Source organism: Streptomyces sp. NRRL F-5123 (assembly GCF_000721495.1).
Taxonomy (GTDB): Bacteria; Actinomycetota; Actinomycetes; order Streptomycetales; family Streptomycetaceae; genus Actinacidiphila.
Genome location: NZ_JOHY01000070.1, coordinates 16758 through 39635 on the forward strand (window position 1 = coordinate 16758; position 22878 = coordinate 39635).

Consider the following 22878-nt stretch of genomic DNA (forward strand, 5'->3'; position numbering starts at 1 on the left):
TACGTAAGACCCCCTGGTCAACAGGCCAGGGGGTCTTCGCTGTGCGTGAGCGGTGTGACGCAGCGCACCCGGAAGCGCGGATTCCTTTACCCGTAGGGGTCGTGTAAAACTGGTCTACACCACTGAGTGGTATAGACCACGGAGGATTCTGATGACAACGGCCACGGCCACCGCCGGCACTCCGGCGGCCCCCGCAAAGAAGCGGGGCTCCGGCCTCTTCCAGGGGCTGCAAAAGGTCGGCCGCAGCCTTCAGCTGCCGATCGCCGTCCTGCCCGCGGCGGGCATCATGGTCCGGCTGGGCCAGGACGATGTCTTCGGCGCGAAGGGCCTGCACTGGGACAAGGTCGCGTCCGTCTTCGCCAATGCGGGCGGCGCGCTGACCGGCGCCCTGCCGATGCTGTTCTGCATAGGCGTGGCCATCGGCTTCGCGAAGAAGTCCGACGGCTCGACCGCGCTGGCCGCCCTGGTCGGCTTCCTGGTCTACACCAAGGTGCTCCAGGCCTTCCCCGTCCACGACGCGATCATCAACACCACCGCCAACAAGGGCATCGACGTCGCCGCGGTCTACAACGATCCGGGCGTCCTCGGCGGCATCATCATGGGTCTGCTGTCCGCGATCGTGTGGCAGCGCTTCCACCGCACGAAGCTGCCCGACTGGCTCGGCTTCTTCAACGGCCGCCGCCTCGTCCCGATCCTGATGGCCTTCGTCGGCCTGGTCATCGGCGTCTTCTTCGGCCTGGTCTGGGAGCCGATCGGCGAGGGCATCACGCACTTCGGCAACTGGATGACCGGTCTGGGCTCCGGCGGCGCCGCGATCTTCGGCGGCGTGAACCGCGCGCTGATCCCGGTCGGCATGCACCAGTTCGTCAACGCGGTGGCCTGGTTCCAGATCGGCGACTTCACCGACGCCTCCGGCACGGTCGTTCACGGTGACATCCCGCGCTTCCTCGCGGGTGACCCGTCCGCGGGCATGTTCCAGTCCGGTTTCTTCCCGATCATGATGTTCGGCCTGCCGGCCGCGGCCCTGGCGATGGCGCACACCGCCCGCCCGGAGCGCCGCAAGGCCGTCCTCGGCATGATGGTCTCCATCGGCCTGACCTCGTTCGTGACCGGTGTCACCGAGCCGATCGAGTTCTCGTTCATGTTCATCGCGCCGATCCTGTACCTGATCCACATCGTGCTGACCGCGGCGTCGATGGCAATCACGTGGGGCCTGGGCGTGCACGCCGGCTTCAACTTCTCCGCGGGTCTGATCGACTACGCGATCAACTGGAGCCACGCCACCAAGCCCTGGCTGATCATCCCGATCGGCCTGGTCTTCGCGGTGATCTACTACGTGGTCTTCCGGTTCGCGATCCTCAAGTTCGACCTCAAGACCCCGGGCCGCGAGCCCGAGGAGGAGATCGAGGACCTCACGAAGTAGACGACCACCCGCCACGGCATCCGGCCAGGACCCCGAACAGACCAGCGGGGACCTGCTGCGCACCTGCCGGGTGCCGGGGGCGGGCGGGTGTGAGGCGGGTGCGGTCCGGCGGCTGGGCTTACAGCTGGTAGACCGCGCCCGCCTTCGCCAGTTCCACGGGGCCGTCGAAGGCGGTGCGGGCGTCGCGCAGGTTGACCGCCGGGCTGGTCCACGGCGGGATGTGGGTGAGCACCAGGCGGGAGACGCCCGCGCGGTCGGCGATGCGGCCGGCCTCCAGGCCGTTGAGGTGGAGGTCGGGGATGTCCTCCTTGCCGTGCACGAAGGACGCCTCGCACAGGAAGAGGTCGGCGCCCTCGGCGAGGGTGTCGAGGGCCTGGCAGGGGCCCGTGTCGCCGGAGTACGCGAGGGTGCGGCCCTGGTAGCCGAGCCGGAAGCCGTAGGCCTCGACGGGGTGGCTGACCAGGTCGGTGGTGACGTCGAAGGGGCCGAGGGCGAAGCGGCCGGGGGTGAGGGTGCGGAAGTCGAAGACCTCGCTCATGCACTTCTCGTCGGGCACGTCGCCGTACGCGATGTTGAGCCGCCGCTCGGTGCCGGACGGGCCGTAGACGGGGATGACGGGGGCGGGGCCGCCGTCGTGCCGGTAGTAGCGGGCGACGAAGTAGCCGCACATGTCGATGCAGTGGTCGGCGTGCAGATGGCTGAGCACGACGGCGTCCAGGTCGTACAGCCCGACGTGGCGCTGGAGTTCGCCGAGGGCGCCGTTCCCCATGTCGATCAGCAGCCGGAAGCCGTCCGCCTCGACGAGATAGCTCGAACAGGCCGAGTCCGCGGACGGGAAAGAACCCGAGCAGCCGACGACGGTGAGCTTCATTCCGGGAAACACCTCCGTGGGCGCGCCGCATCCACCCCATTCCTGAGGGCGTGGGGGTATTGGCGGAAGCGGTCCGCCATGTCCTGCGAGGGTAAGGCGCGCTGCGCCGCGCGGGGCCACCGTGGTACCCGTGTGTGGGCGGAATCACCAGTCCGGGTGTCTTGGCGTGGCCTCGGCGGGCCGGAGGCGCTAGGCCCAGTTGTCCGGGGTTGCCCGGGTCGGCACGGAAGCGGGCGCCCGGGCGCCCGGAGGGTGCGGGACCTCCGGGCGGGCAGCGCCGGCCGATCCGTGGTCCGAGGCCGGCGCCCGGCGGGCACTGCGGGATCTGCCCCGCCGGCCGTAGGGAGGCCGGCACGGGCGTGTCCCGGGGCCGGCGCCCCGGGACACGCGGGGGCTTCAGGCCCAGAGCTGGCCGTGCAGGGCGGCGACGGCGGCCTCGTCGCTGGGGGCGGTGTAGATGCCCGTGGAGAGGTACTTCCAGCCGCCGTCGGCGACGACGAAGACGACGTCGGCGCGCTCGCCCGCGCGCTGCGCCTTGGCGGCGACGCCGAGCGCGGCGTGCAGTGCGGCGCCGGTGGAGACGCCGGCGAAGATGCCCTCCTGGGCGAGGAGTTCGCGGGTGCGGCGGACGGCGTCCGTGGAGCCGACCGAGAAGCGGGTGGTCAGCACGGACTCGTCGTAGAGCTCGGGCACGAAGCCCTCGTCGAGGTTGCGCAGGCCGTAGACCAGGTCGTCGTAGCGCGGCTCGGCGGCGACGACGCGGACGCCGGGCACCTTCTCGCGCAGGTAGCGGCCGACGCCCATCAGGGTGCCGGTGGTGCCGAGGCCTGCGACGAAGTGGGTGATGGTGGGGAGGTCCGCGAGGATCTCCGGGCCGGTGGTGGCGTAGTGCGCGCCGGGGTTGGCCGGGTTGCCGTACTGGTAGAGCATGACCCAGTCCGGGTGCTCGGCGGCCAGCTCCTTGGCCACGCGCACGGCGGTGTTGGAGCCGCCGGCCGCGGGCGAGGAGATGATCTCGGCGCCCCACATGGTGAGCAGCTCGCGGCGCTCGGCGGAGGTGTTCTCCGGCATCACGCACACGATGCGGTAGCCCTTGAGGCGGGCGGCCATCGCGAGCGAGATGCCGGTGTTGCCGGAGGTCGGCTCCAGGATGGTGCAGCCGGGGGTGAGCCGCCCGTCCGCCTCGGCCTGCTCGATCATGTACAGGGCCGGGCGGTCCTTGACGGAGCCGGTGGGGTTGCGGTCCTCCAGCTTCGCCCACACGCTCACCTCGGCGGACGGGGACAGGCGCGGCAGGCGGACCAGCGGGGTGTTGCCGACCGCCGCCAGCGGACTGTCGTAGCGCATCAGGCCATGCCCCCGGCGACGGCGGGCAGGATCGTCACGCTGTCGCCGTCCTTGACGTCGGTCGCGATGCCCTTGAGGAAGCGGACGTCCTCGTCGTTGAGGTAGACGTTGACGAAGCGGCGCAGCTCGCCCTCATCCACGACCCGGGCCCGCAGGCCGGCGTGCCGGGTGTCGAGGTCGGTGAGCAGCTCGTCGAGCGTGCTGCCGGTACCTTCCACGGCCTTCTCGCCGTCGGTGTAGGTGCGGAGGATGGTGGGGATGCGGACCTCGATGGCCATTCGTTCGCTCCAGTGAGTGCGTGGGGCATGCGGGAGTTCGTGTCGCGGTGGCGACGCGGGCTGGCTGCGGTGCTGTGCGGGCCGTACGGGGTTCGTGCGGTCGTGCGGGTCCCGGGGTCCTGCGGCCCCGGGGTCGCGTGCGGCGGGGCGGGCGCGCCGTCAGTCGCCGGGGGCGGACGGACACGCCGCGCTGGTGCGGCGGCACAGGTCGACGTGCAGCCGCGCCACGAGCAGCGAGCCCGGCGCATTGTCGCTCACGTCGGAGGAAACCATGGGTTCATCGTATCGATTCCCGCCACCGGCCCCAGGGCCTCGTCTCGGTATCCGGGACGTCAGGCGTACGAAGCCACTACTTTGACCGGCTCTTCGGTCACCGTGCCGTCCACGATGCGGAACGAGCGGAACTGCGGCTCGGAAAACTCCTCCGCGGTGGACACCAGGACGTAGTGCGCGCCGGGCTCGTTGGCGTACGAGATGTCGGTGCGCGAGGGGTAGGCCTCGGTCGCGGTGTGCGAGTGGTAGACGATCACCGGCTCCTCGTCCCGGTCGTCCATGTCCCGGTAGAGCTTGAGCAGGTCGGTGGAGTCGAACTCGTAGAAGGTCGGGGAGCGGGCGGCGTTGAGCATGGGGACGAAGCGCTCGGGGCGGCCGCTGCCCTCGGGGCCGGCCACGATGCCGCAGGCCTCGTCGGGGTGGTCGGCGCGGGCGTGGGCCACGATCGCGTCGTGCAGCTCCTGGGTGATGGTCAGCATGCAAGAAAAGTACAGCGCGCCCCCGCCGCCCCTCGCCTGCCGGTGGCCCGTCTCACAGCGCCGCCGGCGTCAGGGTCACAGCGCGGCCGCGTCCGGCGCGGCCGGGCCCTCCGGGGCGCCCGGCGCCGCCGCCGTACCGGGCGGCTGCGGGGGCAGGTGCGGGCGGCGGGCGAAGGCGGCGGGATTGCGCCGCCGCAGCATCCGGTAGCCGGCCGCGAGCAGCGCGAACCACACGGGCACCCCGTAGAGCGAGACCCGGGCCTGGCTGTCGGCGCCGGTCATCACCAGCACGGCGGCGAGGAAGCCGAGCGCGGCCCAGCTGGCGGCGGCCCCGCCGGGCGCGCGGAACCACGCGGTGGCGGCCCGCCCGGCGCGCACGGCGGCGCGGTAGCGGATGTGCGAGCAGAGGATCACGCCCCACGTCCACACCCCGGCCACGGTCGCGAAGGCGGTGATGTACGTGAACGCGCCGTCGGGGTCGACGTAGTTGATCCACACCCCGATGCCCATCAGGGCCACGGAGGCGGCGGTGCCGGCCGCGGGGGTGCGGCGGCCGGTGAGGCGGGAGAAGAAGGCCGGGCCCTGGCCGTTGACGGCGAGGTCGCGCAGCATCCGGCCGGTGGAGTACATGCCGGAGTTGCAGGACGACAGCGCGGCGGACAGCACCACGAAGTTGACGATGCCGGCGCCGAAGGGGATGCCGATGACGGCGAAGGCGGCCACGAAGGGGCTCACGCCCGGCTGGAAGTGCGTCCAGGGCACCACGCACAGGATGACGGTGAGCGCGCCGACGTAGAACAGCACGATGCGCCACGGGAGGGTGTTGATGGCCTTGGGCAGCGTCTCGCGCGGGTTCTGCGCCTCGCCCGCGGTCACCCCGACCAGTTCGACGGCGATGTAGGCGAACATGACGATCTGCAGGGTCAGCAGCGAACGGCCCACCCCGTTGGGGAAGAAGCCGCCGTCGCGCCACAGGTGGCCGACCGACGCGGTGTCGCCGGCCGCCGAGACGCCGAGCGCCAGCACGGCGGCACCGATCAGGATCATCCCGACGATCGCCGTCACCTTGATCATCGAGAGCCAGAACTCGACCTCGCCGAAGAGCTTGACCGAGATCAGGTTGGCCGCGAAGAGCACCAGCAGGAAGCCGCCGGCCGCCGCCCACTGCGGCACGTCCGGCCACCAGAACTGCACGTACGTGGCCGCGGCGGTGACCTCGGCCATCCCGGTCACCACCCACATCAGCCAGTACGTCCAGCCGGTGACGTAGCCCGCGAAGGGCCCCAGGAACTCCCGGCCGTAGTCGGCGAAGGAGCCGGACACCGGGCGGTAGGTGAGCAGTTCGCCGAGCGCGCGCATGATCACGAAGACCGCGGCGCCCGCGACCGCGTACATCAGGATCAGGCTCGGGCCCGCCTGGTGGATGGCGCGGCCCGCGCCGAGGAAGAGCCCGGTGCCGATGGCGCCGCCGATCGCGATCATCTGGATCTGCCGGCTGCCGAGCCCGCGCTCGTAGTCCGCGTCCGCGTCCCCGCCTGCGCCCGTGCCTTCGCCGGGGGCGGGAGCGCCGGGCGGCACGTCCTTCACGTCCGTCATGTCCCGATGCGTACCACACGGGCGGTACGCCGGAATCCACGCTCCGCCACCCGGGGGGGGCGGCCTCCGGCGCGGAACGGCTCAGCCGGTCATGGCCTCGACGAGGGACTCCTGGAGGCTGCCGAGCCAGAGGTAGGCCATCACCATGGGCTTGCGCTCGTCGCTGTCGGGCAGCTGGTAGAGGCCGTTCTGGTCGTCCTCGCTGACGTCGAGGTACGTGCCGATGGTCAGCCGCAGGTCGTTGAGCGCGCCGAGCCACTGGCGGGCCTCGGGGGCGGACAGCCGCAGCTCCGAGCCGTCGCGGTCCAGGCTGCGGACCATCGCGAGGGCGTCCTCGCGCTTGCGGGAGCGCAGTTCGTTCTCGGTGAAGCGGCGGAATTCCGCCGCGTTGCCGCCGTCCTCGTACGCATCGGGGAAGAGCCTGGCCAGCGCCGGATCCTCCGGCGGCTTGCTGGGCCCCTCGGCGAACAGCTCGGCCAGCGGGTCGGCCTCCGCGCCGGAGTCGGCGGCAGCCGGGCCGGGGCCGATGAGCTCCAGCAGCTGCACGGCGAGCGTGCGCAGGATCGAGATCTCGTCCTCGTCCAGCAGGATCGCGGCGCCTCCGCCGTCGACGCCCGTGAAGGCGCCCCGCCGGGCGCGGCGGCGGCCCATCAGCGGTCCTGCGACAGGGTCGCCCACAGGCCGTAGCCGTGCATCGCCTGCACGTCGCGCTCCATCTCTTCGCGGGTGCCGCTGGAGACCACGGCTTTCCCCTTGTAGTGGACGTCCTCCATGAGCTTGGTGGCCTTGTCCTTGGAGTAGCCGAAGTACGTCTGAAAGACGTACGTCACGTAGCTCATGAGGTTGACGGGGTCGTTGTGCACGAGCGTGACCCAGGGAACGTCCGGCTCCGGCACCTCGAACGGCGCTTCGCCGGAGGCAGGGCGGGTCTCGACGGGCTCGACGGGCGCGACACTCACAGGTTCCATGCTGCCGCCGGTGGGGGCTCTCGCACAAATGGGCGTGCCAGTGGGGGTGTGCGCGGGGCGCGCGGTTCCCCCGGCCGCTCCCTTCCGCGCCGTGTGAGGGGGCGCACACGGCGGAGATCTCGTCAGTTTGACGAAATCGGGAGTAGCATCGCTTCCATGAGCACAGCAGAGCTGGGACTGCCGGTGGACGTGCCGTCCACCGCGCTTTTCACCGACCGCTACGAGCTGACCATGCTGCAGGCGGCCCTGCGCAGCGGCGCGGCGCACCGCCGCTCGGTCTTCGAGGCCTTCACCCGGCGGCTGCCGGAAGGCCGCCGCTACGGCGTCGTCGCGGGCACCGGCCGGGTGCTCGACGCCGTCGAGAACTTCCGCTTCGACGCGCCCGTCCTGGACTTCCTGCGGCGCGAGCAGGTCGTCGACGACGACACCCTCGAATGGCTGGCCGGCTACCGCTTCAGCGGCGACATCTGGGGCTACCCCGAGGGCGAGGTCTACTTCCCCGGCTCGCCGATCCTGCGGGTCGAGGGCACCTTCGCCGAGGCCGTCGTCCTGGAGACGGTCGTCCTGTCGATCCTCAACCACGACTCCGCCATCGCGGCGGCCGCCTCCCGGATGGCCGTCGCCGCCGCCGGCCGCCCGCTCCTGGAGATGGGCGCCCGCCGCAGCCACGAGCTGGCCGCCGTCGCCGCCTCCCGCGCCGCGTACGTCGGCGGCTTCCGCACCAGCTCCAACCTCGCGGCGGGCTTCCGCTACGGCATCCCCACCGTCGGCACCAGCGCGCACGCCTTCACGCTGCTGCACGACACCGAACGCGACGCCTTCACCGCCCAGGTCGACTCCCTCGGCCGCGGCACCACACTGCTGGTCGACACCTACGACGTCGCCACCGCCGTCCGCGCCGCCGTCGAGATCGCCGGGCCCGAGCTGGGCGCGGTCCGCATCGACTCCGGCGACCTGCTGCTGCTCGCCCACCGGGTGCGGCAGCAGCTCGACGACCTCGGGGCGAAGAACACGAAGATCGTCGTGACCTCCGACCTCGACGAGTACGCCATCGCGTCGCTGGCCGCCGCGCCCGTCGACTCCTACGGGGTCGGCACCTCGCTGGTCACCGGCAGCGGTCACCCGACGTGCTCCATGGTCTACAAGCTCGTCGCCCGCGCGGGCGACGACGGGGGGCCGCTCGTGCCCGTCGCGAAGAAGTCCATGGGCGGGAAGACCAGCATCGGCGGCCGCAAGTGGGCCGCGCGACGGGTGGACGGGGACGGGGTCGCTTCCGCCGAGGTGGTCGGCAGCGGGCCGATCCCCCCGGACCTGGCGGACCGCCAGCTGCTCGTGCCCCTCGTCCGGGGCGGGGACATCATCGGCCGCGAGCCCCTGGAGGCCGCCCGGCTGCGCCACATCGAGGCCCGGGCGGGCCTGCCGCTGTCCGCGACCCAGCTCTCGCGGGGCGAGCCCGTCCTCCCCACGGAGGTGCTGTAGCAACCGGGGCGCTGCCCCGGACCCGGGCTCCTTCGCGAAGGAGGGCAAGCGTTTTCAGGGGCGCGTGGGGGCACCTCCCCAGGAGGAAGGCCCCGCGGGTGCACCCCGTGAGAGGGTGCGGGAGAATCCTCACGCTCAGGCCGTATCCATCCATCCGCCGGAAGGGCACTATGCACCGCGCACTCATCGTCGTCGACGTGCAGAACGACTTCTGCGAGGGAGGCAGCCTCGCCGTTGCCGGCGGGGCGGACGTGGCCGCCGGGGTCACGGATCTGATCGGGGAGTCCGCCGGGAGCTACCGGCACGTCGTGGCGACCCGGGACCACCACATCGACCCGGGGGACCACTTCTCGGAACACCCGGACTTCGTGACGTCCTGGCCCGTGCACTGCGTGGCGGGGACGGAGGGGGTCGGGTTCCACCCGAACTTCGCGCCCGCGGTGGCGTCGGGGGCGGTCGACGCGGTCTTCGACAAGGGCGCGTACGCCGCCGCGTACAGCGGTTTCGAGGGGCAGGACGAGAACGGCACGAGCCTTGCGGACTGGCTGCGGGCGCGGGAGGTCGCCGAGGTGGACGTCGTGGGGATCGCGACCGACCACTGCGTGCGGGCCACCGCGCTGGACGCGGCGCGCGCGGGGTTCGGGGCCCGGGTGCTGCTGCGGCTGACCGCGGGGGTGGCGCCGGAGACCGTCGAGCGGGCGCTGGGCGAGCTGCGCGGCGCGGGCGTGGAGCTCGTGGAGGCGTGAGCCTCAGACGCGGTTGAGCGCCGATATCGGGTGCCAGGGGTCGGACGTCCTGGCGCGGTAGTCGCGCCAGACCAGGCCGTCCGGGTGGTGCAGGACCGCGCTGATCTCGTCCGGCGTGGGCGGCTCGGCGTTGCCGGAGATGCGGGCGCCGCGGAAGCCGAGGTTGCTGAGCCGGGTCAGGGCGCGCTGCCGGTTGAGCGCGTGCACGACCACGCGTATCCGGTGCGCCGGGTCGGCAGGGTGCGTCAGCGCGAGCGCCACGACCACCGTGCCGCTCGGCAGCTTGCTGAAGCCTCCGACCGCCATGGTCACATCGTGCGCCGTTCGGCCGCCGTCCACCAGCAGACGGCGGCCGAACGCAACGTCACCGCAGGTCAAACACCCCGTTACGGGGTCAGCGGTGTGCCGGGCCGACCTGCACCGTCATGGTGCTGCCGTCCAGCGGCTGGGACAGGATGGAGATGCGCGTGTTGGTGTCGGGCACCTGCACGCTGCCGTACGGGTTGCTCGCGTCGTAGTAGCTGCCGTAGTGGTCGTCGAAGACCGGCGCCCCGGGCTTGGCCTTGACCTTGGTCTCGACCCCGTTGCTGTGCAGGGTGAGGCCCTTGGTCGGGTACAGGCTGAACGTCGAGTCGTAGGCCTGGATGCGGTTGCGCATGAGCGAGCCGTCCGACCACTTCTCGGCCTTGGCGTGCGCGTCGACCGGCAGTATCTCGCCCGAGCCGGGGTGCAGGCCGACGTCGTTGCTGGCCTGCGAGGTGTCCCACAGCCAGATGAGCAGCCCGTTCTGGTACGGGAAGTGCTCGGCCTTCTGCGGGGCGGTGTTCAGCCAGCCGAAGTTGTACGGGCCGGTCTGGAGCGTCCGGTCGAAGGAGACGTACTGCCGGTTCTCCGCTATGTAGAACTCGGGGTAGTCGTCGGTGAAGGACGCGCCGATGCGGGTGAAGCCCTTCGCCGTCCAGCCGTTGTCGTCGCCCTCGGCGCCGTCGCTGAAGACCGCCGAGCCGTCCGCGGTGACGCTGATCGCGTCGGCGGTGAAGCCCTGCTGGGCGACGCCGCCGTCGGTCAGGTAGCGGAAGCGCAGCTGGATCTGCTGCCCGGCGTAGGCGTCGAGCGGGAAGGACAGGTCCTCGTACGCTCCGCTGGTGCCGGTCAGCGCCGGGTAGCCGCCGCCGTCACGGGGCAGCGCCTTGCCGTTCGCGGTGCCGTCGACCGGGGTCCAGTTGGCGCCGCCGTCCGTGGAGACCTCGGTGTAGAGGTAGTCGTAGTTCTCCTCGATGTCCCACCAGCCCTTGAGGGTGAGGGACGCGGACGTCCTGCCCGTGAGGTCCACCGAGCGGGTCAGCGTGTTGGACAGGTCGTCACCGCTGCCCGACCACCACTGCTTGCCGCCCTCGGCCGGCTGGGTGACGGTCGTGGTCACCGTCTTGTCCGGGAGGGTGACGATCAGCGCCTGCTTGTCCTTGGTGTTGTACTCGGCGACGCCCAGCTTGGTGGTGGAGCGCGTCGCGGCCTCGGCCGTGCCGTAGTTGAGCCAGCCCAGCTGGAGCTTGTCCCAGGCGTTCATGTCGTCGGGGCGGTCGCCGATCGAGTCGCCGCCCGTGCCGAGCCAGGAGCCGGACGACATGAGCGTCCAGAAGGCGGTGCTGTTCTCGCCGATGTACGTGGTGTCGTACTCGTCGGGGAGGCCGAGGTCGTGGCCGTACTCGTGGGCGAAGACGCCGAGGCCGCCGTTCTCCGGCTGCAGGGTGTAGTCGCCGACCCAGATGCCGGTGTCGCCGATCTGGGTGCCGCCCGCGCGGTTGTCCGCCGGGCCGGTGCGGCCGACGTCGTTGCCGTACGCGTACCAGCGGTGCGCCCACAGCGCGTCGGTGGCCTGCGCGCCGCCGCCGCCGGACTCGTCGACACCGGCGTGCACGATCTGGAAGTGGTCGATGTAGCCGTCGGGCTCGTTGAAGTTGCCGTCGCCGTCGTAGTCGTAGCGGTCCCACTGGTCGTACTGCGCCAGGTCCGCCTTGATCTGCGCGGCGGTGCGGCCCTGCGCCTTCTGGTCCGCGACGTACGCGGTCGTCGCGTCGCGGATCAGGTCCCAGGCACTGGAACAGATGGTGCTGCCGCAGTAGTTGGAGCCGTAGCGGGCCTCGTTCCAGGGCACCTTGACCCAGGCGGAGACCTCGCCGTCCACGGAGTAGCGGCCCGAGGACTGGCGCTCGTAGTAGGTGGCGAGCGAGTCCTTGCCGGCGGCGTGGCTGAAGTAGAGGTCCTGGAAGTGCTGCTGGTCGTAGTCGGCCTGCCAGGCGGTGCTGGTGTCCGTGGAGCGGTCCGGCTGGGCGATCTCGTTGTGCGCGGGGCCCGGGTCGCCGCCGTACTTGGTGACGGGCGGCTCGGGGCCGTCGGGGCCGTCCGGGTCGTAGGTGGAGGTGCTGTCCACCTGGTCGCCGAACTCCGCCAGGATGGTGAAGATCTTGTCGGTCTTCTCCCGGCCCAGCTCGACGTACTTGCTCTTGCCCTTGCCGCCCTTCGCGCTCTTGCCGCCGCCGAGGTCGACGACGTTCGAGCCGCCGATCTGCTGCACGGTGGCCTGGCCCGCGACGACCTGCTGGAGCGCGGCGGACCGCTCGGCGTCCTGCTGCTCGCTGAAGGGGCCCGGCAGGTCGTGGGACTGGTTGCCCGCCGGGTCGTGGGACGAAGCCGCCGGCACGCCCGCGGGCGCACTCCCCCGGTCCGTCCCGGCGGCGCCCGCCGCGGTCGCGGTGGGCAGCACCCCCAGAACGGCGATGGCCAGGGACAGCGCGGCGGTGTGGGTGATCCTCCGCTGAATCTTCAAGATTAATTGACCTCCCCTTGGGAAAGGCCATTGCATCGGAGTGCCGGAGGAAAAAACAGACCTTGACTTGAGCATGGCACGACAGTACGTTTACCGGTTCCACGGCACCGCTGAGCGGACGTCAGTGCCCGCGGACTCCCGCACCGGGTGCGGATCGTGACGCTCCCTCCGGCCGCCGCACCTGCGGCCGCGCCCCCTTCCCGCTCCGCACCTCGCACGGCATCGGACGCGCGTGCGACCCCGTGCGCCCCCTCGTGCACCGCGCCGACGGTTAGGTTGTGCTTACCGGGTGGCGACCCCGGGCATGCCGAACACGAGCCACCCGTCAGCGTGCCCCCGCTTCGACGTACCCGAGGACGGTCCTTCCGATGCCACGTCCGACGACCGCGCAACTCGCCTACGGTTCCCTCACCGTCGTCCTGTCCACCTTCGCGGCGCTGCTGCTGTCCGACGTACGCTCCGGCGCCGCCGTCGTCGCCGTTGCCACCGCCGGGCTGCTGCTCGGCCTGCTCGTCGCCGTCGCCGTCACCGTGCCCGCCGTGGCCCGCCGCCGTGCCGCCGCCGAGCGCACGGCGCCCCTCCGGCCCGCCCCCGTGCCGCTGCCCCGCTCCCGGGTGGCCGGCGGCGCGGAGCCCCAGCGGGTCGGCGAGCACAGCCTGCGGCGCTGAGATCCGGGGCGCCGCCGCCCCCGGCACCCGGCGCCACCTCAGAGGGCGGTCACGACCACGGTCCTGGCCGCCTTCTCGTGCAGCCCCTGCTTGTACGGCTTGTCGAACACCACGGTGATCCCGATCAGCAGGAACCAGAAGCAGCTGCAGCAGAACGCCGGCAGCCACAGCACGGCGGCACGCACCGCCGACGCGTTCGCGTTCGGCACGCTGCCGTCGGAGAGCATCGCGGCCCGCAGGCCCATCAGCTTCTTGCCCACCGTCTGGCCGGTGGACTTCGTCATGTACCACTCGTAGAAGAAGCCGAGCCCGGCCGTGAAGACGCCGCCGATCGCGGAGCGGCCGTAGCTGAAGTCGCTGCCGTTGACGCCGCCCGCCGCCCAGTCCAGCAGGCCCGCGGGGATCAGCACGATGACGATGTCGATGACGCGGGCGATGACGCGCTTGCCCGAGTCGGCGAGCGGCGGCATCCCCGGCAGCGGCTCGGGCCCCCCGCCGCGCCCGCCGCCGTACCCCGGCGGGGGGTTGTCGTACGGGTTGCCTCCCCCGGGCGGAGGGTTCCCGTACGGATCGCCTCCCCCGGGCGGAGGGTTCCCGTACGGATTGCCGGGGGGCGGCTGGGCGGGCGGCGGCTGATCACTGCTCATGACCCGAGTGAATCCCGCGAGCTGACGGTACGCCCGCCGCCAAGATCCATCCGGGGGACCCCTGCGCGCCGGCGCTCACCCGCAGGGGTCGGTGCGGCTGGTGCTGTGACCGGGAGGGTTTGCCGGTAGCTTGCGGCGTCCGGTGCGGTGCGTCGCAAGGCGCCGGATCGGCCTCGTAGTGGGCCTACTCGGTAAGCTCGGAGGGAGCTGGCCCTCGATGTCGAGAACCTTCAGACCCATCAGCTTCTTGCCGAGCGTGCGGCCCCACCGGGCGGTGGGCAGCACTTCGAGAAGCACCCCCGCGAGCAGCGCGACCAGCAGGATCGCGCCCGCCTCCGCACCGGTCGTGGTGTCGAGGAGCCACACCCGGACCGTCTCCCCGGTGAGCTTGGCCGCGTCCACCTTGTCCTTGGCGTGGTGGTACGCCGCCGAGCCCAGCGGCACCGCAGCCACCCCGGCCACGGCCGCGAAGAGCACGGTGTCGACGAGCCGCGCGGTGAAGCGGCGCCACAGGCCGCCGGGGCGGTCGTGGCCGCGGGCGGAGGCGAAGGGGTCGGCGGCGACGGGCCGCCACGGCACCGCGGCACCGCCGTCCCGGGCGAGTTCCTGGACCTGCTCCGCCCAGGGCGCCGGGCTCTGCTGCGGCATCGCGGGCGGCGCGGCAGCACCGCGGCTCGGCGTGCCGGGCGCCGGCGGCCCGACGGGCGAGGGCGTCGTCCAGGAGGGCTGCGCGGGCGCCTGCGGCTGCGGCACCATCGGCCGCGGCCCGCCCCGCCCGTCCGGTGCGCCCCAGGAGATCGGCGGCAGGTCACCGCCCGGCGGGTTCGCGGCCGGCACCGGCCACACCGGCGGGGCGGGCGCGGGGCCCTGTGCGGCCGCGGCCGCCGGGGGCCGGGACGCCGTAGGGTCGGGCCACACCGGGTCCCCGGCGGAGGAAGCGGAAGGCACTGAGGGAGCAGAGGGGGCGAAGGGCGCCGAGGGAGCAGGGGGAGCGGAAGGGCCCGGTTCCGGCTCGCCCTGGACGGCGGCGGGCGCGGTCGGGTCGGCGTCCAGGAAGACGGGACCGGACTCGTCCAGCGCGGGCCCGGCAGGCGCTGCCGGAGTGACGGGGGCGGCCGGCGCGGCGGAAGCGGGCGCGGGGCGGCTCGTACCCGGCACCCATCCTGTGCCGTTCCAGTACCGGATGTAGTTCGGAATCGACGGGTCCGGGTAGTAGCCCGGCGCCGGCGAGCCACCGGCCCCGGCCGCGCCGGATGGACCGGAAGGACCAGAAGGGGGAGCGCTCATGGGTCACAGCTTCCGTATCTGCTCGGCCAGGGGATACAGCTTCCAGACATACCAGACCCGGGGGGCCGTTGCGCCCGCGCCACCGCGCGCCACCCCGTCCTTACCCGCCCGCGCCACCGCGCGCCCCCTCTTCGGTAATTTTGAACCGAAACCCGAGAAGTCGCGTAATGGTGAGGGAGGCACGCGCTCTCTCCAGGTGCTGGCCCCGATCGCGACACCCGCCAACTGGGGCCACCGCGCCAAGGAAAGGACGTCGACTCGATGCACACCGTGGTGGAACGCGAACTCGAAATGCAGTTGGTGCTGTCGCCCGAGCGCAGCATCCCCGTGCCGGCCCGGCTGGTCTACCGCACGAACGACCCGTTCGCCGTGCACGTCACCTTCCATGTGGGCTCCGACCTGCCCGTCAACTGGACCTTCGCCCGCGAGCTGATCGTGGAGGGCGTCTTCCGCCCCTGCGGGCACGGCGACGTGCGGATCTGGCCGACGAAGGTGGGCGGCCGCAGCGTGCTGTGCATGGCGCTCAGCTCGCCCGACGGCGAGGCGCTGCTGGAGGCGCCGTCGTCACCCGTCGCCGCGTGGCTGGAGCGCACCCTGCGCGCGGTGCCGCCGGGCACGGAGCACGAGCAACTGGGCATGGACGACGGCCTGGAGCGGCTGCTCGCGCCCGCCGCCGGCGACGACCTGTGGCTGCGCGACCCGTGGAAGGACTCCTCGGACGACACCCCCGACGCGGGTGCCTGACGCGGACCCCCCGGGAGACCTCCGCCAGGAGCGGGCGTCAGAAGACCTTGCCGGGGTTGAGCAGCCCCTTCGGGTCGAACACGGCCTTGATGCCGCGCTGAAGCTCCATGCCGGTCGGGCCGATCTCCCGGGCCAGCCACTCGCGTTTGAGCAGCCCCACCCCGTGCTCGCCGGTGATCGTGCCGCCGAGTTCCAGGCCGAGCGCCATGATCTCGTCGAAGGACTCCCGGGCCCGCCGGGTCTCGTCGCCGTCGTGCCGGTCGAAGCAGACCACGGGGTGGGTGTTGCCGTCGCCCGCGTGCGCGCACACCCCTATCGTCAGGTCGTGCTTCGCGGCGATCGCGGCGACGCCCTCCAGCATCGCGGCGAGCCGCCCGCGCGGCACGCACACGTCGTCGATCATCATCGCCGTCGACACCTTCTCCAGCGCGGTGAGCGACAGCCGCCGGGCCTGGAGCAGCATCTCCGACTCCGCCGCGTCCTCCGCCGGGACCACCTCGGTCGCGCCCGCGGCCGTGCACAGCTCGCCGACGGCCGCGAGGTCGGCCGCCGCGTCCGGGGTGTCGAACGCGGCGAGCAGCAGCGCCTCGGTGGACTCCGGCAGCCCCATCTTCGCCATCGCGTTGACCGCCCGCACGGTCGTGCCGTCCATCAGCTCCAGCAGCGACGGCACGTGCCCGCCCTCCATGATCGCGCACACCGCGGCGCCCGCCGCGGCCGCCGACGGGAATTCGGCGACCAGCGCGAGCTGCTGCGGCGGCGCGGGCCTGAGCGCCAGCACCGCCTTCACCACGACCCCGAGGGTGCCCTCGGAGCCCACGAAGAGCCGCGTCAGGTCCAGTCCCGCGACGCCCTTGGCCGTACGCCGCCCGGTCGTCAGCAGCCGCCCGTCGGCCAGGACGACGTCCAGGCCGAGCACGTACTCGGCGGTGACGCCGTACTTGACGCAGCACAGGCCGCCCGCGCCCGTCCCGATGTTGCCGCCGATCGTGCACTGCTCCCAGCTCGACGGGTCCGGCGGGTAGTACAGGCCCTGCTCGGCGACCGCGCGCGACAGAACGGCGTTGACGACGCCTGGCTCGACGACCGCGATCCGCTCCACCGGGTCGATCTCCAGGATCCGGTCCATCTTCGCGAGCGACAGCACGATGCAGCCGTCCACGGCGTTGGCGCCGCCCGACAGCCCCGTCCGCGCGCCCTGCGGCACGACCGGCACATCGTGTGCGGACGCGGTCCGCAGCACGTGCCGGACGTCTTCGGCGGTGCGCGCCAGCACGACGGCGAGCGGCGTGCCCGCCGCGGAGAACCCCGCCATGTCCGCGGAGTACGCCTCCGCGACCGCCGCGTCCGTGATCACTGCCCCGCCGGGCAGCCCGGCCGCCAACTCCTCGATGACCTCACCCATTCCCTCACCTTCGCACCTGCGGTGCCCGCCGCACCAGGGCCTGCCCCCGGCGGAGGGGGCTGCTTTTCGGGGCGCGGCTGCGCCGCAGGGCAAGCGTTTTCTGCTGCGCAGGGCGGTGAGCGTTTTTCAGGGGCGCGCGGGGCACCTCCCAGGCGAAGCCCTGGGGGGGGGGAGAACTGCGCGAGCAACCCACCACCGGCCGGTGGTCGGTGGGGGCGCCTCCCAGGCGAAGCTCCGGGGGAGACAGCAAATGCCCCTTTCCGCCGGTTACCACCCGCGCCCGAGCGGGGGCCGGGAGCACCGCCCCTGAAAACGCTCACCGCCCTGCGCAGCAGAAAGGCCCGATGCTGCGCGGCCGCGCCCCGCGGCACGCGGCACCTCCGCGGAGCGGGCGGACCGCGGTGTGACGTCGGTCGCACAGGCGTGGGGGGCTGAGCGTCGGAGCCGAGGCCCGGGCCGGAGGCCGTTACGCTGAGGCGGTCCCACGGGCCGGCTGGGCCGGCCGCCGCCTTCCACCCCCGCCGGAGACCGTGACTACCTCGCACCCCCACCACCTGTCCCCCGCCTTCCCCGGCCGCGCGCCCTGGGGGACGGCGAACAAGCTGCGGGCGTGGCAGCAGGGCGCCATCGACGCGTACGTGGCGCGCCAGCCGCGGGACTTCCTGGCGGTGGCGACCCCGGGCGCAGGCAAGACCACGTTCGCGCTGACACTCGCCTCGTACCTGCTGCACAACCACCTGGTGCAGCAGATCACCGTCGTGGCGCCGACCGAGCATCTCAAGACGCAGTGGGCGGACGCGGCGGCGCGCATAGGCATCCGGCTGGACCCGCAGTACAGCGCGGGCCCGGTCGGGCGGGAGTTCCACGGCGTGGCCGTGACGTACGCGGGCGTCGGCGTGCGGCCGATGCTGCACCGCAACCGGTGCGAGTCGCGCAAGACGCTGGTGATCCTGGACGAGATCCACCACGCGGGCGACAGCAAGTCGTGGGGCGAGGCGTGCCTGGAGGCGTTCGAGCCGGCGGCCCGGCGGCTGGCGCTGACCGGTACGCCGTTCCGCTCGGACACCAACCCGATCCCGTTCGTGGTGTACGAGGAGGGCAACGACGGCATCCGCCGCAGCTCCGCGGACTACACGTACGGCTACGGCAACGCCCTCGCCGACAACGTCGTGCGGCCGGTCATCTTCATGTCCTACAGCGGCAACATGCGCTGGCGCACCAAGGCGGGCGACGAGATCGCGGCCCGGCTGGGCGAGCCGATGACGAAGGACGCGACGGCGCAGGCGTGGCGTACGGCGCTGGCGCCGACCGGCGACTGGATGCCCAACGTGCTGCGGGCCGCCGACCAGCGGCTGACCGAGGTGCGCAAGGGCATCCCGGACGCGGGCGGCCTGGTGATCGCCACCGACCAGGACTCGGCGCGGGCGTACGCCAAGCTGCTGCGCGAGCTGACCGGGAACAAGGCGACCGTGGTGCTGTCCGACGACACGGGCGCGTCCAAGCGCATCGAGGAGTTCAGCGCCTCGGAGGACCGCTGGATGGTCGCGGTGCGGATGGTGTCGGAGGGCGTGGACGTGCCGCGGCTGGCGGTCGGGGTGTACGCCACCACGATCTCCACGCCGCTGTTCTTCGCGCAGGCGGTGGGCCGTTTCGTACGGTCGCGGCGGCGCGGCGAGACGGCGTCCGTCTTCGTCCCGACGATCCCGACGCTGCTGGAGTTCGCCGCGGAGATGGAGGTCGAGCGCGACCACGTGCTCGACAAGCCGAGGAAGGCGGGCGAGGACGACCCGTACGCCGAGGAGGACCAGCTGCTCGCGGAGGCCGAGCGGGAGCAGGACGAGGCCACCGACGACGACCAACTGCCCTTCGAGGCGCTGGAGTCCGACGCGGTCTTCGACCGGGTGCTCTACGACGGCGCCGAGTTCGGCATGCAGGCGCACCCGGGCAGCGAGGAGGAGCAGGACTACCTGGGCATCCCGGGGCTGCTGGAGCCGGACCAGGTACAGATACTCCTGCAGCGGCGGCAGGCCCGGCAGATCGCGCACAGCCGGCGCAAACCGGACGAGGAGGCGGATCTGCTGGAACTGCCCGCGGAGCGCCGCCCGGTCGTCTCGCACCGGCAGCTGCTGGAGCTGCGAAAGCAGTTGAACACCCTCGTCGCCGCGTACAACCATCAGAGCGGCAAGCCGCACGGCGTGATCCACACGGAGCTGCGCCGGGTGTGCGGCGGTCCGCCGAGTGCCGAGGCGACCGCGGGTCAGCTCGGCGAACGGATCAAGAAGGTGCAGGAGTGGGCCACCCGAATGCGATGATTTCTCCCGTGTTACAGGGATATGAAAAGCGACGAGGCGTCACCACACCGCCCGGATTGTGGACGGCCTCTTCCGCTGAGCGGTACACGCCCGCTACCGTGCCGATCACGCACGCGCCGTGGCAGAGCCGCCGCGGAGCGCAGCCGGTAAGCCGACATCCGGTGGCCTCTCCGCGCACCGCCGCGGGACCGGCGGTGCATCCCCCCGACAGGCGCCGCCGATTCTATGAGGGAGGGGCGTCGTGACCGCCGAGACGTCTCAGACACTGGACCGGGGCCTTCGGGTCCTGAAACTGCTCGCCGACACCGACCACGGGCTGACCGTCACCGAACTGGCGTCCAAGCTCGGCGTCAACCGGACGGTCGTCTACCGGTTGCTGGCCACCTTGGAGCAGCACTCGCTCGTCCGCCGCGACCTCGGCGGCCGGGCCCGGGTGGGCCTCGGCGTGCTCGGACTCGCCCACCAGGTGCACCCGCTGCTGCGCGAGGCCGCGCTGCCCGCGCTGCGCTCGCTGGCCGAGGACATCGGCGCGACCGCCCATCTCACCCTCGTCGACGGCAGCGAGGCGCTCGCCGTCGCCGTGGTCGAACCCACCTGGACCGACTACCACGTCGCCTACCGCACCGGCTTCCGGCACCCGCTGGACCGCGGCGCGGCCGGCCGGGCCATCCTCGCCGGGCGCGGCATGCAGCCCACCGCGGACGGCAGCCGCTGGGAGCGCTTCGCCGACAGCGTCGAGGCCGAGGACGCCGACGGCCCCGCCGACGGGGACGGGACGGGCGGTACGGGCGACGAGCGCGGCACCCTCGTCCGTACCGGCACGGCAACCGTCGGCACGGGCCTGGCGACCGACCGGGTCCGCTACGTCCTCACCCACGGCGAGCTGGAGGCGGGCGCGAGCGGCGCCGCGGCCCCGCTGCTGGGAGTGCCGGGCGTGGAGGGCAGCGTGGGCGTGGTCATGCTCTCCGAGGCGGTGCCCGAGCGGGTGGGCCCGCGCGTGGTGGAGGCGGCGACGGAGGTCTCCGAGGCGCTGCGCTGAGGCCTCGGGAGGGCTCGCGCGGGCCCGGGAGGGGCTCGCACAGGCTCGGAAGGGCTCGGAAGGGCCCCGAGGGGCTCGCGCGGGCCCCGAAGGGCTCGGGAGGGGCCGCGGATTCGGGGCGGGCGCCCGGGTGAAATAAGGTCGGGCGCATGCCTACGCTTTCCCGCCGGTCCGTGATCCTCGCCGCGTGCTCGGCGGTCGTGGCCGCCCTGCTGGCCGTGGCCGCCCTCGCCCCGCTGCCGGTGGTCATCGCCGAGCCCGGCCTCACCGCCGACGTGCTCGGCAGCAACGCGGGCACCCCGGTCATCACGGTGAGCGGGAAGCCGGTGCGGCAGACCAGCGGGCAGCTGCGGATGGTCACCATCCAGGCGACCGGGCCGTCGGCGTCGGTGCACTTCACGGACGTCGCCAAGGCGTGGTTCGCCGACGACCAGGCCGCGATGCCGCGCGAGGCGGTCTACCCCAGCGGCAACACGACCGAGGAGATCGACAAGGCCAACCAGAAGGAGATGACCGAGTCGCAGCAGGACGCGACCTCCGCGGCCCTGAACCACCTGCACCTGTCACCCTCCGCGGTGAAGGTGAACCTGCGGCTCGCGGACGTCGGCGGCCCCAGCGCCGGGCTGCTCTTCTCCCTCGGCATCATCGACAAGATCGCCGGCAACGGCCGCGGCGGCGACCTCACCGGCGGCCGCGTCATCGCCGGCACCGGCACGATCGACGCGGACGGCAAGGTCGGCGCGGTCGGCGGCGTACCCCTCAAGGAGCAGGCCGCCCGGCGCGACGGCGCCACCGTCTTCCTCGTCCCGCGCGCGGAGTGCTCGGACGCCAAGGCGCGGCTGCCGAAGGGGCTGCAGCTCGTCCCCGTCGAGACGCTGGACGGCACGCTGGACGCGCTGGACGCGCTCGCGGCGGGCAGGAAGACCCCCACCTGCTGAGGCGCCCCTCTCAGGCGGCTTCCGTGGGCACGACCCCCGGTACCGCGGCCGTCGCCGCCTCCGAATGCGGGGCGTCCCAGCGGCGGAAGGCGGGCAGCACCAGCGGGCTCAGCGTCGTGAGCAGGTAGGCGGCGCTGACGGCGGCGAGCGTGCCGCGCAGCCCGGCGTACTGCACGAGATACCCGGCGGCGAGCCCGCCGAGCGGCATGGCCATCAGGCACCCGGACGTGATCGCGCCGAAGACCCGGCTGCGCAGCCGCTCCGGGACGAGCCGCACCATCTCCGTACCGATGATCGGGTTGAGCACGCCCGCCGCGATCCCGCACGCCGCCGTGACGGCCACCAGCGGGGAGAGCCCCGGCACGAGGGCGGCGACCGCGGTGCGCGGGAAGCCCGCGATCAGGAAGGCCCCGATGAACAGCCCGCGGCGCGGCAGCCGGTGCCCGTAGGCGCCGTAGAGCAGCGACCCGACGAGCGCCGCGCCGCCCGTCGTCCCGGACACCAGCCCGATGGCGTAGGCGCCGCCCAGGTGCTCGCGCGCGTCGACCGGCAGCAGCACCGCCGACCACGCCTGGTCCAGGGCGTTGGTGACCATCACCATCACCACGACGGCGAACAGCAGCCGGGCGCGCACCAGATACGCGTACCCCTCGCGCAACTGCGCCCCGTAGCCCAGCTCCTCCGGCTCCGCCATCTTGCCGCGGGGGCTGCCGTGCGCCCGCGCGCCGAGGCCGACCAACAGCGCGGACACCGCGAAGCTCGCGGCGTCCACGAGCAGCACGTCGGCCGCGCCGACCGCCGCGATGAGCACCCCGGCGAGCGGCGCCCCGAGCATCCGCGCGCCCCGGAAGGCCCCCTCGTACGCGCTCGACGCCCGCGCCACGGTCGTGCCCGCCACCTCCGCGAGCCGCGGCATCAGCACCTCCCGTGCGGTCTCGCCCGGCGCATGGAAGAGCCCGGCGACGCCGACGAGCGCGAGCAGCGTCCCGTACGACAGCGCGCCGGCCATGTGCAGCACGGGGATCGCCCCGACCGCGACCGCGCACACCGCGTCGGACACCACGCTGCTGACGGTCTGCCCCAGCCGGTCGATGAGCGGCCCGCCGAGCAGGGCCGCGACCGCCACCGGCAGCGTCGAGGCGAAGGCGACGAGCCCGGCGCGGGCCGGGCTGCCGGTGGTCTGGAGCACGAACCACGGGACGGCGACGATCGTCAGCATGTTGCCGGCGACGGATATGACGTTGGCGACGAGCAGCAGGACCAGCGGCCGCCGGTCGCTGTCGGTGCTGGGCATGGTTCCCCCCGGGACGTGGATCGCGTACGGGCCGCCCGTGCGCCGGGTGGGCGCCGCGGGCGGGGGTGCTCCGCGCCGCCCGGCGCGGTGGTGGGGCGCGGGGCGGCTTCGTGCGGTTCCGGTCGGCTTCGTGCAGCCCTGGTGCGCTTCGCGCGGCTCTAGGGCCTGTTTCGAAAGTAGCGTCGTCCGCCCGCAGGGCGGGGCCGGAGGGGTCTGGTGCGTGCGATTGCAAGGCGGAGGGAGGAAAGCGCAGCGGG

The 22878-nt window shown here is 72.8% G+C and carries 22 protein-coding genes; 8 read left to right on the top strand and 14 right to left on the bottom strand.

Annotation, left to right across the window (positions count from 1 at the left end; all coding sequences use genetic code 11):
* Positions 1-151 precede the first annotated feature (151 nt).
* Complete coding sequence (locus IH54_RS0134560; protein ID WP_031524685.1) at positions 152-1423, top strand: PTS transporter subunit EIIC; 1272 nt, start codon at positions 152-154, stop codon at positions 1421-1423.
* 118 nt (positions 1424-1541) lie between these two features.
* Here the strand turns inward: IH54_RS0134560 and IH54_RS0134565 are convergent, their stop codons facing one another.
* The 8 genes from IH54_RS0134565 to clpS all read right to left on the bottom strand — a co-directional run bounded on the left by IH54_RS0134565 (position 1542) and on the right by clpS (position 7235).
* Entirely contained in the window at positions 1542-2294 is a 753-nt protein-coding gene (locus IH54_RS0134565) for an MBL fold metallo-hydrolase (protein WP_031524687.1), read from the bottom strand.
* 396 nt (positions 2295-2690) lie between these two features.
* Entirely contained in the window at positions 2691-3641 is a 951-nt protein-coding gene (locus tag IH54_RS0134570; protein WP_031524689.1) for a PLP-dependent cysteine synthase family protein, read from the bottom strand.
* Complete coding sequence (locus IH54_RS0134575) at positions 3641-3919, bottom strand: MoaD/ThiS family protein (RefSeq protein ID WP_031524691.1); 279 nt, start codon at positions 3917-3919, stop codon at positions 3641-3643. Before IH54_RS0134575 ends, IH54_RS0134570 begins: the two co-directional genes overlap by 1 nt.
* Before the next feature lie 159 nt (positions 3920-4078).
* Positions 4079-4192 carry a putative leader peptide gene (locus IH54_RS47990; RefSeq protein ID WP_324607847.1) on the bottom strand — a complete coding sequence of 38 codons (114 nt, stop codon included), beginning with the start codon at positions 4190-4192 and terminating at the stop codon, positions 4079-4081.
* 59 nt (positions 4193-4251) lie between these two features.
* On the bottom strand, positions 4252-4671 hold the full coding sequence (locus IH54_RS0134585; protein WP_031524693.1) for a Mov34/MPN/PAD-1 family protein: 420 nt from the start codon (positions 4669-4671) through the stop codon (positions 4252-4254).
* A 75-nt stretch (positions 4672-4746) separates the two neighbouring features.
* A complete protein-coding gene (locus tag IH54_RS0134590) occupies positions 4747-6267 on the bottom strand; it encodes an amino acid permease (protein ID WP_052398197.1) in 1521 nt (506 codons plus the stop codon).
* Positions 6268-6348: 81 nt separating this feature from the next.
* Positions 6349-6918: a DUF2017 domain-containing protein gene (locus IH54_RS0134595; protein ID WP_031524698.1), complete on the bottom strand. Its 570-nt coding sequence runs from the start codon at positions 6916-6918 to the stop codon at positions 6349-6351.
* Entirely contained in the window at positions 6918-7235 is a 318-nt protein-coding gene (gene clpS, locus IH54_RS0134600) for an ATP-dependent Clp protease adapter ClpS (RefSeq protein WP_031524700.1), read from the bottom strand. Before clpS ends, IH54_RS0134595 begins: the two co-directional genes overlap by 1 nt.
* Positions 7236-7391: 156 nt before the next feature.
* Between clpS and IH54_RS0134605 the strand changes: the two genes are divergently transcribed.
* On the top strand, positions 7392-8714 hold the full coding sequence (locus tag IH54_RS0134605) for a nicotinate phosphoribosyltransferase (RefSeq protein ID WP_031524702.1): 1323 nt from the start codon (positions 7392-7394) through the stop codon (positions 8712-8714).
* A gap of 170 nt (positions 8715-8884) precedes the next feature.
* Positions 8885-9460 carry an isochorismatase family protein gene (locus IH54_RS0134610; RefSeq protein WP_031524704.1) on the top strand — a complete coding sequence of 192 codons (576 nt, stop codon included), beginning with the start codon at positions 8885-8887 and terminating at the stop codon, positions 9458-9460.
* 3 nt (positions 9461-9463) lie between these two features.
* Here IH54_RS0134610 and IH54_RS0134615 read toward each other — a convergent pair whose 3' ends face one another.
* Together IH54_RS0134615 and IH54_RS0134620 are read right to left on the bottom strand one after the other, a co-directional pair.
* Positions 9464-9766, bottom strand: a complete 303-nt coding sequence (locus IH54_RS0134615) for a hypothetical protein (RefSeq protein WP_031524706.1) — start codon at positions 9764-9766, stop codon at positions 9464-9466.
* An 88-nt stretch (positions 9767-9854) separates the two neighbouring features.
* On the bottom strand, positions 9855-12287 hold the full coding sequence (locus IH54_RS0134620; protein ID WP_031524708.1) for an immune inhibitor A domain-containing protein: 2433 nt from the start codon (positions 12285-12287) through the stop codon (positions 9855-9857).
* 368 nt (positions 12288-12655) lie between these two features.
* Here IH54_RS0134620 and IH54_RS40625 point away from each other — a divergent pair, with 368 nt between their 5' ends.
* Positions 12656-12955, top strand: a complete 300-nt coding sequence (locus IH54_RS40625) for a hypothetical protein (RefSeq protein WP_043183147.1) — start codon at positions 12656-12658, stop codon at positions 12953-12955.
* Between the two features lie 38 nt (positions 12956-12993).
* Here the strand turns inward: IH54_RS40625 and IH54_RS0134630 are convergent, their stop codons facing one another.
* Together IH54_RS0134630 and IH54_RS43885 are read right to left on the bottom strand one after the other, a co-directional pair.
* Entirely contained in the window at positions 12994-13602 is a 609-nt protein-coding gene (locus IH54_RS0134630) for an RDD family protein (RefSeq protein WP_078862751.1), read from the bottom strand.
* Between the two features lie 75 nt (positions 13603-13677).
* Positions 13678-14889 carry an RDD family protein gene (locus IH54_RS43885; RefSeq protein WP_078862752.1) on the bottom strand — a complete coding sequence of 404 codons (1212 nt, stop codon included), beginning with the start codon at positions 14887-14889 and terminating at the stop codon, positions 13678-13680.
* Between the two features lie 261 nt (positions 14890-15150).
* Between IH54_RS43885 and IH54_RS0134640 the strand changes: the two genes are divergently transcribed.
* The gene (locus IH54_RS0134640; protein ID WP_031524718.1) at positions 15151-15633 is read left to right on the top strand and encodes an SsgA family sporulation/cell division regulator; all 483 of its coding nucleotides are present in this window, start codon (positions 15151-15153) and stop codon (positions 15631-15633) included.
* A gap of 37 nt (positions 15634-15670) precedes the next feature.
* Here the strand turns inward: IH54_RS0134640 and IH54_RS0134645 are convergent, their stop codons facing one another.
* The gene (locus IH54_RS0134645) at positions 15671-17038 is read right to left on the bottom strand and encodes an FAD-binding oxidoreductase (protein ID WP_031524720.1); all 1368 of its coding nucleotides are present in this window, start codon (positions 17036-17038) and stop codon (positions 15671-15673) included.
* 530 nt (positions 17039-17568) lie between these two features.
* Here IH54_RS0134645 and IH54_RS0134650 point away from each other — a divergent pair.
* The 3 genes from IH54_RS0134650 (at position 17569) to IH54_RS47295 (ending at position 21327) form a co-directional block, all read left to right on the top strand.
* Positions 17569-19350 carry a DEAD/DEAH box helicase gene (locus IH54_RS0134650; RefSeq protein ID WP_031524723.1) on the top strand — a complete coding sequence of 594 codons (1782 nt, stop codon included), beginning with the start codon at positions 17569-17571 and terminating at the stop codon, positions 19348-19350.
* Positions 19351-19591: 241 nt separating this feature from the next.
* Entirely contained in the window at positions 19592-20389 is a 798-nt protein-coding gene (locus IH54_RS0134655) for an IclR family transcriptional regulator (protein WP_031524725.1), read from the top strand.
* Positions 20390-20538: 149 nt separating this feature from the next.
* The gene (locus IH54_RS47295) at positions 20539-21327 is read left to right on the top strand and encodes a S16 family serine protease (RefSeq protein ID WP_031524728.1); all 789 of its coding nucleotides are present in this window, start codon (positions 20539-20541) and stop codon (positions 21325-21327) included.
* 10 nt (positions 21328-21337) lie between these two features.
* Here the strand turns inward: IH54_RS47295 and IH54_RS0134665 are convergent, their stop codons facing one another.
* Positions 21338-22621 (bottom strand): MFS transporter, encoded by a 1284-nt coding sequence (locus tag IH54_RS0134665; RefSeq protein ID WP_063762429.1) that lies wholly within the window; start codon positions 22619-22621, stop codon positions 21338-21340.
* Between the last annotated feature and the right edge of the window lie 257 nt (positions 22622-22878).

Excerpts from the sequence above, each read along its gene's own strand:
- IH54_RS0134560 (WP_031524685.1), top strand. The coding sequence starts at position 152 with ATGACAACGGCCACGGCCACCGCCGGCACTCCGGCGGCCCCCGCAAAG.
- IH54_RS0134565 (WP_031524687.1), bottom strand. The coding sequence starts at position 2,294 with ATGAAGCTCACCGTCGTCGGCTGCTCGGGTTCTTTCCCGTCCGCGGAC.
- IH54_RS0134570 (WP_031524689.1), bottom strand. The coding sequence starts at position 3,641 with ATGCGCTACGACAGTCCGCTGGCGGCGGTCGGCAACACCCCGCTGGTC.
- IH54_RS0134575 (WP_031524691.1), bottom strand. The coding sequence starts at position 3,919 with ATGGCCATCGAGGTCCGCATCCCCACCATCCTCCGCACCTACACCGAC.
- IH54_RS47990 (WP_324607847.1), bottom strand. The coding sequence starts at position 4,192 with ATGGTTTCCTCCGACGTGAGCGACAATGCGCCGGGCTCGCTGCTCGTG.
- IH54_RS0134585 (WP_031524693.1), bottom strand. The coding sequence starts at position 4,671 with ATGCTGACCATCACCCAGGAGCTGCACGACGCGATCGTGGCCCACGCC.
- IH54_RS0134590 (WP_052398197.1), bottom strand. The coding sequence starts at position 6,267 with ATGACGGACGTGAAGGACGTGCCGCCCGGCGCTCCCGCCCCCGGCGAA.
- IH54_RS0134595 (WP_031524698.1), bottom strand. The coding sequence starts at position 6,918 with ATGGGCCGCCGCCGCGCCCGGCGGGGCGCCTTCACGGGCGTCGACGGC.
- clpS (WP_031524700.1), bottom strand. The coding sequence starts at position 7,235 with ATGGAACCTGTGAGTGTCGCGCCCGTCGAGCCCGTCGAGACCCGCCCT.
- IH54_RS0134605 (WP_031524702.1), top strand. The coding sequence starts at position 7,392 with ATGAGCACAGCAGAGCTGGGACTGCCGGTGGACGTGCCGTCCACCGCG.
- IH54_RS0134610 (WP_031524704.1), top strand. The coding sequence starts at position 8,885 with ATGCACCGCGCACTCATCGTCGTCGACGTGCAGAACGACTTCTGCGAG.
- IH54_RS0134615 (WP_031524706.1), bottom strand. The coding sequence starts at position 9,766 with ATGGCGGTCGGAGGCTTCAGCAAGCTGCCGAGCGGCACGGTGGTCGTG.
- IH54_RS40625 (WP_043183147.1), top strand. The coding sequence starts at position 12,656 with ATGCCACGTCCGACGACCGCGCAACTCGCCTACGGTTCCCTCACCGTC.
- IH54_RS0134630 (WP_078862751.1), bottom strand. The coding sequence starts at position 13,602 with ATGAGCAGTGATCAGCCGCCGCCCGCCCAGCCGCCCCCCGGCAATCCG.
- IH54_RS43885 (WP_078862752.1), bottom strand. The coding sequence starts at position 14,889 with ATGAGCGCTCCCCCTTCTGGTCCTTCCGGTCCATCCGGCGCGGCCGGG.
- IH54_RS0134640 (WP_031524718.1), top strand. The coding sequence starts at position 15,151 with ATGCACACCGTGGTGGAACGCGAACTCGAAATGCAGTTGGTGCTGTCG.
- IH54_RS0134645 (WP_031524720.1), bottom strand. The coding sequence starts at position 17,038 with ATGGGTGAGGTCATCGAGGAGTTGGCGGCCGGGCTGCCCGGCGGGGCA.
- IH54_RS47295 (WP_031524728.1), top strand. The coding sequence starts at position 20,539 with ATGCCTACGCTTTCCCGCCGGTCCGTGATCCTCGCCGCGTGCTCGGCG.
- IH54_RS0134665 (WP_063762429.1), bottom strand. The coding sequence starts at position 22,621 with ATGCCCAGCACCGACAGCGACCGGCGGCCGCTGGTCCTGCTGCTCGTC.